General features: G+C 71.9%; 12 protein-coding genes. 9 read left to right on the forward strand and 3 right to left on the reverse strand.

All coding sequences use genetic code 11. The features are described 5' to 3' along the window. The first annotated feature begins 78 nt into the window (after nt 1-78). The 5 genes from CRP56_RS03260 (at nt 79) to CRP56_RS03280 (ending at nt 6,478) form a co-directional block, all read left to right on the forward strand. Nucleotides 79-1,296 carry a serine hydrolase domain-containing protein gene (locus CRP56_RS03260; RefSeq protein WP_097259971.1) on the forward strand — a complete coding sequence of 406 codons (1,218 nt, stop codon included), beginning with the start codon at nt 79-81 and terminating at the stop codon, nt 1,294-1,296. A 319-nt stretch (nt 1,297-1,615) separates the two neighbouring features. Beyond that, the gene (locus tag CRP56_RS03265; RefSeq protein ID WP_097259973.1) at nt 1,616-2,929 is read left to right on the forward strand and encodes a CAP domain-containing protein; all 1,314 of its coding nucleotides are present in this window, start codon (nt 1,616-1,618) and stop codon (nt 2,927-2,929) included. A 63-nt stretch (nt 2,930-2,992) separates the two neighbouring features. Continuing rightward, nucleotides 2,993-3,670: an AIM24 family protein gene (locus CRP56_RS03270; protein ID WP_097259975.1), complete on the forward strand. Its 678-nt coding sequence runs from the start codon at nt 2,993-2,995 to the stop codon at nt 3,668-3,670. Between the two features lie 97 nt (nt 3,671-3,767). After that, entirely contained in the window at nt 3,768-4,727 is a 960-nt protein-coding gene (locus tag CRP56_RS03275; protein ID WP_097259978.1) for a threonine/serine dehydratase, read from the forward strand. A 140-nt stretch (nt 4,728-4,867) separates the two neighbouring features. Beyond that, on the forward strand, nt 4,868-6,478 hold the full coding sequence (locus CRP56_RS03280) for a serine/threonine protein kinase (protein ID WP_097259980.1): 1,611 nt from the start codon (nt 4,868-4,870) through the stop codon (nt 6,476-6,478). Here CRP56_RS03280 and CRP56_RS03285 read toward each other — a convergent pair. Continuing rightward, nucleotides 6,470-7,873 carry a serine hydrolase domain-containing protein gene (locus tag CRP56_RS03285; RefSeq protein WP_097259982.1) on the reverse strand — a complete coding sequence of 468 codons (1,404 nt, stop codon included), beginning with the start codon at nt 7,871-7,873 and terminating at the stop codon, nt 6,470-6,472. The two genes, CRP56_RS03280 and CRP56_RS03285, sit on opposite strands and share 9 nt — an antisense overlap. An 84-nt stretch (nt 7,874-7,957) precedes the next feature. Here CRP56_RS03285 and CRP56_RS03290 point away from each other — a divergent pair, with 84 nt between their 5' ends. From CRP56_RS03290 to CRP56_RS03305, 4 genes are all read left to right on the forward strand, one after another. After that, the gene (locus CRP56_RS03290) at nt 7,958-8,932 is read left to right on the forward strand and encodes an LLM class F420-dependent oxidoreductase (RefSeq protein WP_097259984.1); all 975 of its coding nucleotides are present in this window, start codon (nt 7,958-7,960) and stop codon (nt 8,930-8,932) included. A gap of 96 nt (nt 8,933-9,028) precedes the next feature. Then, on the forward strand, nt 9,029-10,072 hold the full coding sequence (locus tag CRP56_RS03295) for a hypothetical protein (RefSeq protein ID WP_097259986.1): 1,044 nt from the start codon (nt 9,029-9,031) through the stop codon (nt 10,070-10,072). Nucleotides 10,073-10,134: 62 nt separating this feature from the next. Beyond that, the gene (locus CRP56_RS03300; protein ID WP_097259988.1) at nt 10,135-10,569 is read left to right on the forward strand and encodes an SsgA family sporulation/cell division regulator; all 435 of its coding nucleotides are present in this window, start codon (nt 10,135-10,137) and stop codon (nt 10,567-10,569) included. Nucleotides 10,570-10,633: 64 nt separating this feature from the next. Beyond that, nucleotides 10,634-11,335 carry a DUF2238 domain-containing protein gene (locus tag CRP56_RS03305; RefSeq protein WP_097259990.1) on the forward strand — a complete coding sequence of 234 codons (702 nt, stop codon included), beginning with the start codon at nt 10,634-10,636 and terminating at the stop codon, nt 11,333-11,335. On the opposite strand, the gene CRP56_RS03310 is transcribed toward CRP56_RS03305, so the two are convergent. After that, nucleotides 11,256-11,744, reverse strand: coding sequence for a DUF6328 family protein (locus CRP56_RS03310; RefSeq protein WP_097259992.1), 489 nt, complete (start codon nt 11,742-11,744; stop codon nt 11,256-11,258). The two genes, CRP56_RS03305 and CRP56_RS03310, sit on opposite strands and share 80 nt — an antisense overlap. Before the next feature lie 60 nt (nt 11,745-11,804). After that, a complete protein-coding gene (locus CRP56_RS03315; protein ID WP_097259994.1) occupies nt 11,805-12,788 on the reverse strand; it encodes an aldo/keto reductase in 984 nt (327 codons plus the stop codon). Between the last annotated feature and the right edge of the window lie 74 nt (nt 12,789-12,862).

A 12,862-nucleotide genomic window follows, 5' to 3' on the forward strand; every position in this document is an offset into this window, starting at 1 on the left:
TGCCCGGCGTCCGTGTGACCGATCTCGCATCGAGGGCTCACCGCCAGAAACGGGAGAAACAGTCGGATGTCATCACAAATGCTGCGCAACGCAACGGTGTCGGGGACGGTACTGCTCTCCCTGCTGGCGGTACCGGCCCACGCCACGGCGGACACCGCGTCCACGGGCTCCCCCGGCACCGCCGCCCTGGCGACGCCGGACCTCGAAGGCGTCCGCGCGGTGCTGCGCACGGCCCGGCGGCAGGGTGCGCCCGGCGCACTGGCCCGGATCGACGACCAGGGCACGGTCTACCGGGCGGTCACCGGGGTCGCCGACCGGAAGACCGGACGCACCATCAGCACGCTCGACCGGTTCCGCATCGGCTCCGTCACCAAGACCTTCTCCGCTGTGGTGCTGCTCCAGCTGGTCGACGAGAAGAAGCTCGCACTCGACACGTCGGTCAACCACTACCTGCCGGGCCTGCTGCCCGACGACGGCATCACCGTGCGGCACGTCCTGAGCCATCGCAGCGGGCTGTACGACTACACCAACGACATGTTCGCGAGCACGGTCCCGGGCTTCGAGGCCGTCCGCACCAAGGTCTTCACCTACCGCGACCTGGTCAAGCGCTCGCTGCGGCACGCCCGCACCAACCGGCCCGGCGCCGCCTACTCGTACTCCAACACCAACTTCGTAGTCGCCGGGATGCTCATCGAGAAGCTGACCGGCCAGTCGGTGCGGACGGCGTACCAGGACCGCATCTTCGCGCCCCTGAAACTCCGCGACACCTTCTACGTCCACCCGGACACGAAGCTCCCCGGCCGCTACGCCCGTGGCTATCTGACCCCCGACACGCCCGGCGCGGCCCTGGTCGACGCCACCCGGCAGACCACGTCCTGGGCGCAGAGCGCGGGCTCGATCATCTCGACCGCCAAGGACCTCAACACGTTCCTGTCCGCGCTGCTGCGCGGAAAGCTGACGTCCGCCGCGAGCCTGGACCAGATGCAGCGCTGGTGGAAGGTGAACAGCAACACGTCGTACGGCCTCGGGCTGCGCCGCCGGACGCTGTCCTGCGGGGTGTCGGTGTACGGCCACACGGGCGCCGTCCAGGGCTACTACACGTACGCGTTCACCTCGAAGGACGGCAAGCGCAGCCTCAGCGCGGCCGTGAACACCTCCAACAACGGGACGGTCCTCAACACGATGTTCGGCACCCTGGAGTCGGCGTTCTGCGGCAAGCGGGCGAAGGTACTGCGCGGCTCGGCGGCGGGGGTGGAGCGGTACGAGGACATCGCGCCGGGGGTGCTCAGGGACTGAGCCGACGGGAGCCGGGCACCACGGGAGGGCCGGGGCGGCGGGAACCAGGGCAGCTGGGCCGGGTCGGCGGGAACCCGGCCCCGCAGACCGCGTCGACGAGAACCGGGCCCCGTGGGCCGCATCGGCGAGAACCCGGCCCCGCCGGCCGCATCGGCTGGACCGGACCGTGAAGGCCGCATCGGCCGGAACCCCACCGTGAGGGCCACGTCGGCCGGAACCCCGCCGGAGGGCCACGTCGGCGGGAACCGGGGCGGTTGGGCGGACGTTGTCCGGACACCCCCTCCCGGGGCTCCGCACCTCGACACCAGCAGGACGGCCGATGACCGAGTTGGTTCCCGGGGGCAATCTGCCCCTCCCGGGCGGCATCGTGACCGTCCGGGTTCCCGGCCCGTTCGACGTGTCCGCGCTGATCACCGACGAGGACGGCAAGGTCCGGGGCGACGCCGACCTCGTCTTCTACAACCAGCCCGCCGCCCCCGGAGCCCGGCTCACCTCCGACACCCTGACCCTCGACCCGGCCCGACTGCGTGCCGGCGCCGCCAAGGTCACGGTCGTCGTCAGCCCGGCCGAGCCCGGCACTCCCCTGGGCCGGCTGCCCGCCCCCGTCCTCGACGTCACCGGTCCCGGCGGCCGCCTCCTGGCCCGCTTCGCCCCGCCCCGGCCACGGCAGGAGACGGTCCTGCTCCTCGCGGAGGTCTACCGGCGCGGCCCCGGCTGGAAGCTGCGCGCCCTCGGCCAGGGGTACGCCGACGGACTGGCCGGTCTGGCACGGGACTTCGGCGTGGAGGTCGCCGACGACACGCCCCCGCCCACCGCGCCGCAGGCCGCCCCATCCCTATCCCTGTCCCCCTCCCCCTCCCCCGCCGGCTTCCTCGGCCTGGTCAACTCCGCCCGCGCCGCCGCCGGTTCCCCGCCCGTCGCCCTGGACCCCCGGCTCACCTCCGCCGCCCAGGCCCACGCCTCCGCGATGGCCGCGTCGGGCCGCCTCGGCGTCGAGGCCCCGGACGGCGTCTCCGTCTACCAGCGCCTGACCGCCACCGGATTCACGTACGTCACCGTCGGCGAGCACCTCGTCTCCGGCCCGCGCAGCCCGGCCGAGTTCGTCGACCACTGCCTGCGCACCGCCCAGCCCCGGCAGACCCTGCGCGACCCGGCCTTCACGCACGCGGGTCTGGCGTACGCCGCCGACCACCGCTCCGGCGACCTCTACTGGACCGCCCTTTGGGCCCGCCCCCTCACCCCCGCCGAACTGGCCCGGACCGCCTCCGAGGTGGTCGACCGCACCAACGGCGAGCGCACCCGCCACGGTCTGCCGCCCCTGACCGTCGACCCCCGTCTCACCGCCGCCGCCCAGGCCCACAGCACGGACATGATCGCCCGCGCCTTCTACTCCCACACCGCACCGGACGGCAGCAAGCCCTGGGACCGGGCCGCCGCCGCGGGCGCGAGCCGGCGCTCGATCGGCGAGAACATAGCCTGCGGCCAGCGCTCCCCCGCCGAGGTCGTCGAGTGCTGGATGAACAGCCCCGGCCATCGCGCCAACATCCTCAAGCCGGACTTCACCCACATCGGGATCGGCTTCGCGGGCGGCGGTCCGGCGGGCACGTACTGGACCCAGCTCTTCGGCGCCTGATCCCGACACGCCACCACCCCCGGCCCCGTGACGGAACCAAACCGTCCGGGACACCATGCCCTCATGAAGGGTGATCTGTTTTCCAGTGAGCACATGGTCCAGCCGGCCACGGCGCCCGGCATGACGGTCGAGAACGCCAAGTGCATCAGGTACGCGGTCAACGGTGAGATGCTCGCCCGCCAGGGCTCGATGATCGCCTATCGCGGCAATCTCCAGTTCGAGCGCAAGGGCCAGGGCGTGGGCGGCATGCTGAAGCGTGCGGTCACCGGCGAGGGCCTGCCGCTGATGGCCGTGCGCGGTCAGGGCGAGGCCTGGTTCGCGCAGGAGGCGCAGAACTGCTTCGTCGTCGACGTCGACCCCGGCGACGAGTTCACGGTCAACGGGCGCAACGTCCTGTGTTTCGACGCCTCGTTGTCGTACCGGATCGCGACGGTGAAGGGCGCCGGGATCAGCGGGGGCGGCCTGTTCAACAGCGTCTTCACCGGGCAGGGCCGCCTCGGCCTGGTCTGCGAGGGCAATCCGCTGGTCATCCCGGTCTCGGCGCAGTTCCCGGTGTACGTCGACACGGACGCGGTCGTCGGCTGGACGGCCGGCCTCCAGACCTCCCTGCACCGCTCGCAGTCCATCGGCTCGATGCTGCGCGGCGGGTCGGGGGAAGCGGTCCAACTGATGCTCCAGGGCCAGGGATACGTCGTCGTACGCCCGAGCGAGACGACCCCGCACAAGCCGCAGCAGCACTAGCGCCCGTCCGGCGGATCAGGTCGCAGACGCGGGGCTCGGTGCGCGCCACGTAGGGTCGGAGCGGTGCGGGACGTCCGTACCAGGAAGGGTGACTGCCTTGATCGGGATCTCCGAGATCGAAGCCACGGCCGAGCAAATCGCCGGACACGTCGTCCGTACCCCCACCGTGCCGAGCCCCGGCCTGTCCGCGCTGCTCGGCGCCCCGGTCACCGCCAAGCTCGAACTCCTCCAGCGCACCGGCTCGTTCAAGGCGCGCGGCGCGACGGCGAAGCTGCTCTCGCTGAGCGCCGCCGAACGGGCCGCCGGTGTGGTCGCCGTCAGCGGCGGCAACCACGGCATCGCGCTCGCGATGACGGCCGCCGACCTCCATGTGAAGGCCACGGTGGTCATGCCGCGCTCGGCGCCCGCCCGTGCCGTGGAGATCGCCGAGGCGGCCGGTGCCGCGGTGCGGCTGACCGAGGACATGGACGGCGCGTTCTCGCTCGTGACCCGGCTGCGCGACGAGGGGCTGACGCTGGTCCACCCCTTCGACGACCCGCTGGTCATCGCCGGACAGGGCACCGTGGGCCTGGAGTTCGCACAGGACGCCGGTGAACTCACGGACGTCCTCGTCAGCATCGGGGGCGGCGGGCTGATCGCGGGGGTCGCGGCGGCGCTGCGCGCCCGGCGTCCGGGGGTGCGGATCTGGGGTGTGGAGACCGAGGGCGCCACGGCCATGTCGGAGGCGCTCGCGGCGGGCGGGCCGGTGCCGGTCGCGCTGTCGTCGATCGTGTCCACGCTCAGCGCCCCTGCCGTCTCGCAGCTGACGTACGACCATGTGTCGGCGCTGGTCGACGAGGTGCTCGTGGTCACCGACCGGGAGGCCGTGCAGGGCTCGCTCCAGCTCGCCGACCACGCGAAGGTGTGGACCGAGCCCGCCGCGGGCTGTCTGCTGCCCGCGGCGCGGCGCGTGCTGGAGCGGGTCGGGGACGGCGCCCGGCTGGGACTGGTCGTCTGCGGCGGGAACGCGACGACCGGGGACGTCATGGCCTGGGCGGAACGATTCGGCCTTCTCTGACCATGCGTCACCCTCCGTTGACCGATCGTCAGTTCCGGCCCGGTGACCGCATGTCAGGAAAGCAGTTGCGCTTCGGCTGAACGCACCCGGTCGCGCCCTTCGTACCTGTGGGAAAGGTGAGAGCCAGGGTTCAGCGAGGGATGAGCATGGGCGAGGCGCACGTCTCCACACAAGAGCTGGTCGCCGGACGGTACCGGCTCCTGGAGGTCCTCCACCGCGAGACCAACCGTGTCTGCTGGTCCGGCGAGGACGTCGAGGCCGGCCGCCCCTGTCTCCTCACCCAGATAGGGCTGCCGCCCGACCCCGACGGGGAGGGCGCGCGCCGGGCCGTAGCCCGGGTCGTGCGGATGTCCGAGACCATGGGCCGGCTCTGCCCGGGCCGGGTCGGCGCGGTCGTCGACGCCGTCGAGGAGTACGGCACCCTGTGGACCGTCACCGAGTGGATCGACGGCACCCCGCTGGGCGAACTCCTGGAACGCCAGGGCACGTTCGACTACGCGCGCGCCGCCCGGATCGGCCTGGAGCTGCTCGACGTGCTGGAAGCCGGGCACAACGAGGGCATCACCCACGGCGAGCTCAGTCCCGGCCAGGTGTTCGTGCGGGACGACGGCCCCCTCGTCGTCACGGGCTTCGGGCTGGCCGGGGCGACCCTCGCCCCCCGGGTCAGCGCACCCTCGTACGCCTCTCCGGAGCAGGCCCGTGACGAGCGGATCGGTCCGGCCGCGGACCTCTGGGCGCTCGGCGCGATGCTCTACACGATGGTCGAGGGCCGGCCGCCGTTCCTGGACCGGGACAGCCCGTCGACGACGCTGAAGGGCGTGGACCGGCTGCCGCTGCGCAGCCCGGTGCGGGCCGGACCGCTCACCCCGACCGTGCAGGGGCTGCTGCGCAAGAACTCCCGGGAACGGCTCAGCCGTCAGCTGGTCCGCGAGGCCCTCGCCCGCGTCGTCAGCGAGGACCCGGACGCCGCGCCGGCCGAGCCCCCCGCCTCCCGGCTGCGCCGCCTCTACACCGCCGGACCGGGCCGCAGCCGGCGCACGATGGCCGTCGGCACGGTACTGGCCGTCGCCACCGTCACCGCCGCGGTCCTCGCCGCGACCGGTCAATTCGCCACGGATTCCGACAACTCCGCGGCGGAGGCCCCGCCGGTCAGACCCACGGCCTCGGCCCCCGGCGGACAGCCGGCCCAGCCGTCGCCGAAGCCGACCCCCACCCCGACGGCGACTCCCACACCCACACCCACACCCACCCCCACCGTCGAAGCGACCGGCGCGACCCCTTCCCCGACCCCCGAGTTCCAGCACTACACCGCACCTCAGGGCTTCTCCGTCTCGCTCCCCCGGGGCTGGAAGGTGCTGAGCACGAAGACGCAGGACGACCTGGCCTACCGGGTCATCCTCGGCGCCGAGGGCGACCCCCGCACGCTCGCCGTCACCTACAGCACGCGCGTCGGCGACGACCCGGTCGCCGTCTGGCGGGACGACGTCGAGCCGTCGCTCAAGCAGTACGGCGACTACCAGCGCGTCGGGGACATCCGCGCGACCACGTACCAGGGCCGCGAGGCCGCCGACATGGAGTGGCTAGCCACCGTCGACGGCACCCGCGTGCAGACCCTGGGCCGGGGCTTCCTCATCGGCGGCGGCCGCGGCTACTCGCTGCGCTGGACGACCCCGGCGGCCGACTGGGACGACGCCGCCAACCAGAAGGCCCTGGAGACGATCCTGCGGACCTTCAGGGTGCCGTCAGACTGAGGGGCGGGGTGCGCGCATCGCCCCGATGCGGGAGCTGTGCAGGGGCCGTGTGCGCCAACTCGCGGTGAACGTCCGGTCCGTGAGCGAGCAGGTCACGTCGACGTGGTGCGGCGTCTCCAGCAGCGCCACGTCGAGCACGAGGGTGTCCTCGCCGGTCCGGCCTCCGCTCACCGCGGCCGGCACCGGGCCCTCGGTGACCGTCCAGCCGGCCTCACCGCACCCCAGCTCCAGCCGCTGCCCGTCCTCGACGAACGTCACCCGCCGGCCGTCCGCGGCGACCTCCACGGCCGTCAGCTTCGGCAGAGCCGCGCAGCCACCGCCGTACGGCGTGAACGTGACGGCGTCCTCCGACGGGACCTGCTTGCCCGCGGCCGGCGGCAGCGCGAGCCCGGCCATGCGCTCGGCCAGCGAGGCGTCCGCGTCCGGCGACGTCCGCCCGAACGCGGGGAGCAGATGCCGCCAGACCAGGTCGAGGACCTCCTGCATCTGGTCGGTGGCCCCGGTGAACGCGATCACGGCGTCGTGCTCGGGCAGCACGATGCAGTACTGCCCGTACGCCCCGTCGCCGCGATAGCCCTGCTGGGACATCCAGAACTGGTAGCCGTACCCGTGTCGCCAGTCCGCCGACCAGGTCTCGTCCCCGCTCGCGATGTGGGGCCGGGTCGCCTCCCCGACCCACCCCTCGGGCAGCAGCCGCTCGCCCTCCCACACACCGTCCTGGAGGTAGAGCTGCCCGAGGCGGGCGATCGCGTCGGTGGTGGCGTGCAGTCCGCTGAAGCCGAGCTGGCGTCCGGTCCGGTCGGTCAGCCAGGCGACGTCGCCGATGCCGATCGGGTCGAACAGGCGGGGGCGCAGATAGTCGGTGAGGGTCTGGCCGGTGACCCGCTGGACGATCGCGGCGAGGGTGTAGGTGGTGGGCTGGTTGTAGGCGAAGACCGTGCCCGGGTCGCCGTCCGGCGGCAGCAGCAGGAAGCCGCGCACCGGCTCCTCGGGGTCCGCTGCCAGTGCCCGCTCATGGGTCTCGGCCGCGTGCCCGCTGGCCATCGTCGCGACATGCCGGACGCGCATCGCGCGGCTGCGCGGGTCGGTGATGTCGGCGTCGAACTCCGGGAAGTACGAGATCACGGTGTCGTCGAGCCGGAGCAGCCCCTCGGCCACGGCGAAGGCGGCGGCCGTCGCCGTGAAGCTCTTGCTGAGGGAGTACAGCAGATGGGGGCGGTCGGGGGTGTACGGCGCCCACCAGCCGGAGGCGACGAGCTTGCCGTGGCGCAGCAGCATCAGGCTGTGCGGCTCGATGTCGGGGGCGGCTTCCAGAGCGTCGAGGAAGGCGTGGACGCCGGACGCGTCGACGCCTTGGGCGGACGGGGTGCTCGTGGGCATGGGGCGAACACTCATGCGGGCATCCTCCCCCGACGGCCCCGCCATGATCCAGATGTCGGTCGGCCGTTTTCGGTGGCCCAGTCAGGGGACTCGCGCCGTATGGTGCAAATCGGATACACGATGATGACCGAGCAGGCCGGGCCCCGTGAGCTGGTCGAGCATGTGGTGCGCGCCGAGGAGGTGGGGTTCGACTTCTCGGTGACCTCGGACCACTACTTTCCGTGGCTGCGCTCGCAGGGTCACTCGCCGTACGCGTGGAGTGTGCTCGGCGCCGCCGCGCAGGCCACCTCGCGCATTCCGCTGATGACCTACGTGACATGTCCGACGTTCCGCTACCACCCGGCGGTCGTGGCGCAGAAGGCGGCGACGATGCAGTTGCTGTCCGAGGGCCGGTTCCGGCTGGGGCTCGGCTCGGGAGAGAATCTCAACGAGCATGTGGTGGGCGGCGGTTGGCCGTCCGTGGACGTGCGGCACGAGATGCTGGAGGAGGCGGTCGAGATCATCCGGGCGCTCTTCGCGGGCGGCCATGTGAACCGGCGGGGCACGCACTTCGACGTGGAGTCGGCCCGGTTGTGGGACCTGCCGGACGAGCCGGTGCCGATCGGTGTGGCCGTCTCCGGTGAGCAGTCCTGCGCGCTCGCGGGCCGGCTCGCCGACCTGGTGATCGCGACGGAGCCGAAGGCGGGCCTGCTGGACTCCTTCGACCGGCACGGCGGCGCGGGCAAGCCGCGCGTGGGTCAGTTGCCGGTCTGCTACGACCCCGACCGGGACACGGCCGTGCACCGGGCGCACGCGCAGTTCCGCTGGTTCGGCAACGGCTGGAAGGTCAACTCCGAGCTGCCGCACCCCGACGCGTTCGAGTCGGCGACCCAGTTCGTGACGCCGGACGACGTCAGCGCGTCGATCCCGTGCGGCGACGACCCGGACGACTTCGTCGAGGCCGTACGCCCGTACGCGGAGGCCGGTTTCACGGAGATCGCCCTGGTACAGATCGGCGGCGAGTCGCAGCCGGCGTACCTGGACTGGGCGGACAAGACCCTGCTCCCGGCACTGCGCGACGCCTTCGGCGACTAGACACACAGGGTCTGCCAAAGCATCGCCAATGGGTCGATATAGGCTGCCGGTCTGCACGTGTGCAGTCCCTTCAGCCCCTGCTCAGGAGAGACACCTGTGACCCTAGCGATCGATCCGTCCGAGGCGTCGGCCGAGACGTCCCCCGCACCGCTGTCCGACCTCGTGGCGCGGGACGCCCGTGAGTTCGGCGTCTACGCGCGGACCGGCGGATGGGCCTTCGGCCTGATGGTGGCGCGCAGCGTCCGGCCCGGCGGGCAGGGCGCGGACGAGAGGCCGAAGGTGTCGGCGAAGGAGTTCGCCGAACTCGCCGGCTGCTCGGCCGACCGTGTCATGCGCTACTACAAGGCATGGGACCGGGCCGCCGACGACGGTCTCGTCCCGCACTTCGAGGCGCTCGCGCCGGGCCAGGAGGTGGAGCTGCCGGACGCCGACGTGTGGCTCAGCTACTACGTCTCCCGCAACAGCGCCACCTCCGAGCGCGGCACCGCCATCGCCGAGGCCGCCGAGGCGGAGGGCATCCGGCCGACGAAGGCGCTGGAGGTCGCCGAGAACCCGACCGCGCTGCGGGCCGCGATCCTCGCCGACCCCTCCACCGCCCGCGCCGCCCGCCAGGCGCTCCTGGACCGGGTGCGCGAGGACCCGGAACTCCAGTCCGAGCTGGCCCGGGACGTCGTGCGCACCGACGATCTGAAGAAGGCCGTCGCCACCGAGAGCCGGGCCGCCGACCGGATCGGCTACGTCCGCCAGATCGCCGAGTCCGGCCAGATCAAGACCCCCGCCGGCCAGACCGTCGACGCGCCCGCCGACCTCCGCCAGGAGGCCGAGCGCCACCTCTCGCTCCTCGACGAGCTGGAGGACGACGAGGACACCGGCGAGTGGGCCACCGAGGCCTACGACACCATGAAGACCCTCGTCGTCGAGGCTGTGGAGGCCGATCCCGAACTCCGCGTCCAGGAACGGCGGACGAAGTTCTACAACAGCCTGCACAAGGCGACGAAGGTCTTCGAGGAGCTGACCTTCGACGATGCGCAGGACTTCTACGAGGACGACATGGTCCAGCAGCTGGAGGAATTGCAGCAGGCCATCGGCGCCTGCATCACCGCGTTGCGCGGAGCCCACGGGAATCACTCTCCGGAGTGAGCATCTTGTGCGCGACAGGGGTACTAGAGGGAGCCAAGCCCGTTCTCCCCGGAGGCCCTCAGGTGAACCCCCTCGTGCACAAGTCCCTGGTCGTGCAGCTCCAGGCCGGCGTCACACACCGCTTCCCGGTGCTCGCCCACCTGTCGTACGAGGCCTCCGACCCCTTCGCCGTCACGGCGGTGTTCAGCCATGACGGCCGGGTGCTGGCCCGCTGGCGGCTGGACCGCGACATGCTCGCCGAGGGGCTGGTCAAGCCCGTCGGACTGGGAGACGTACGCATGCGCCCCGTGTCCACGGGCATGGGGCACGAGCTGCGCATCGAGTTCCTCGGCGACCCCCACCCCGACGGCGGCCGGCATCACGCCGTGGTCTTCGCGTGGGCCCCGGCGGTGACCACGTTCCTGCGCAGAACGCGGGAACTGGTCCCGCCGGGCAGCGAGCGGACCGGGGTCGACGAGTTCCTCGCCGAGCTCTTCGCACAGGACCGGGCTGAGTAGCCGTACTCATGTCAGGCGGGCACGGGGCCAGCACGATGGGGCTCCGACGAAAAGGAGCCTGACCATGACAGCAGTCCGCCGCCCGCTGCCCGCCCTCCTCGCGGGGGCCGTGGTCGTGGGCATGGTCGTCTCCGCGTGGGCCCCCAAGGACCGCGCCACCTGGTTCCTGGAGACCGTGTGGGTGCTGGTGGGGCTGCCGCTGATCGTGCTGACCTGGCGCCGCTTCCCGCTCACGGGCCTGCTGTGCTGCCTGCTGGCCGTGCACGCGGTGGTGCTGATGGTGGGCGGCCATTACACCTACGCGCAGGTGCCGCTCGGGAACTGGCTGCGCGACGAACTGGGCCTGGAGCGCAATCCGTACGACCGTCTCGGCCACCTCATGCAGGGCTTCGTACCGGCCGTGCTGGTACGGGAGTTGCTCAGCCGCACCTCGCCGCTGCGCGGGAGCCGTTGGCTGGCGCCGCTGACGGTGTGCGCGTGCCTCGCCTTCAGTGCCGTGTTCGAGATGCTGGAGTGGCTGGCGGCGGTGGTCGGCGGTCAGGCGGCCGACGCCTTCCTCGCGACGCAGGGGGATGTGTGGGACACGCAGTGGGACATGTTCTGCGCGCTCGTCGGGGCGACCGTGTCGGTGCTGATGCTGGCCCGGGTGCACGACCGTCAGCTGGCGAAGCTCCCGCGCCCGGACGTCACTTCGTCGTGTAGCGGCGCCGCACCCACAGCGGGACGACGAACCAGCACACGAGGTACCACGCCACTACCGCGGTGACCAGCCACGGCACGAACGCGTCGTGGGTGGCGACCCGGAGGATCAGCAGCAGCGAGGAGGCGGTGGTGACGAGGAGCAGCACCAGGCCGATGAAGGTCAGCCTGGAGGCCCACTCCACCGCCCGTGGCTTGATGCGCCGCCCGGAGACCAGGCGGTGCAGCGAGACCGGCCCGATGAGAGCGCCGGTGGCGGTGGCGCCGAGGACGACCGTGACGATGTAGATGGTCTTCTCGGTGTCGCCGAGGTGGGCGTACTTCGGGGTGAACACCACGGTCAGCAGGAAGCCGAACAGGATCTGCACGCCCATCTGGGCGACGCGGATCTCCTGCATGAGCTCGCCCCACATGCGGTCGGCTCGCTCGTCCGCGGTCTCGTCTCTGCCGGTACGCCTCTCCGCTGCCTGCACCATGCGGGACGGGTAACCCGGTACCTGATCGTTCAAACGGCCGGATCACCCGTCCCCACGGCGCTACCAGCGGCTCTCGACCTGGTCCTTGATCCGCCGGTCGTAGATGTCCTGGATCGCGGCGAGCGTCTCGGCGGACAGCTCCGGCAGCGCGGCGGCGGCCGCGTTGGCGCGGGCCTGCTCCGGGTTGCGGGCGCCGGGGATGACGGTGGTGACGCCGGGCTGCTGGATGATCCAGCGCAGGGCGAGCTGCGCCGGGGTGTACCCCTCGGGGGCGAGCGCCGAGAACTCGGCGGCGGCCTCCACGCCGGTCGTGTAGTCGACGCCGGAGAAGGTCTCGCCGACGTCGAAGGACTCGCCGTGCCGGTTGTAGGTGCGGTGGTCGTTCTCGGGGAAGACGGTGTCCTTGGTGTACTTGCCCGACAGCAGACCGGAGGCCAGCGGCACCCGGGCGATGATGCCGACGCCTGCCTCCTGGGCGGCGGGGAGCACCTTGCGCAGCGGCTTCATGCGGAAGGCGTTGAAGATGATCTGCACGCTCGCCACGCCCGGCCGGGCGATGGCGGTGAGTGCCTCCTCGCAGGTCTCCACACTGACGCCGTACGCGGCGATGCGCTCCTCCGCGACGAGGGTGTCGAGCGCGTCGAAGACCTCGTCGCTCGAGTAGACGGGGGTCGGGGGGCAGTGCAGCTGCACCAGGTCCAGGCGGTCGACGCCGAGGTTGCGGCGGGAACGGTCGTTCCAGGCGCGGAAGTTGTCGAGGACGTAGTTCTCCGGGATCTGCTCGACGCGGCGGCCCATCTTCGTCGCCACGAACACATGCAGATCGGGGCGGCTGCGCAGGAACGTCGCGATGGTCTGCTCGCTGCGGCCGTCGCCGTAGACGTCGGCGGTGTCGAAGAAGGTGACTCCCGACTCCGCCGCCGCCTCCAGTACCGAAAGGGCTTCCTTGTCGTCGACGTCTCCCCAGTCGGCACCCAACTGCCACGTACCGAGACCGACGACGGATGCCCGCTGACCCAACCTGCCGAAAGTGCGCTCGTCCATGGCGTCAGTCTGTCATCCGTCACGGCTGTGCGCGGAACGGGCTCCTCCAGTGCGCCCCCTGTGAATGATTCACT

The sequence above is a fragment of the Streptomyces sp. TLI_55 genome, assembly GCF_900206255.1.
Taxonomy (GTDB): Bacteria; Actinomycetota; Actinomycetes; order Streptomycetales; family Streptomycetaceae; genus Streptomyces; species Streptomyces aquilus.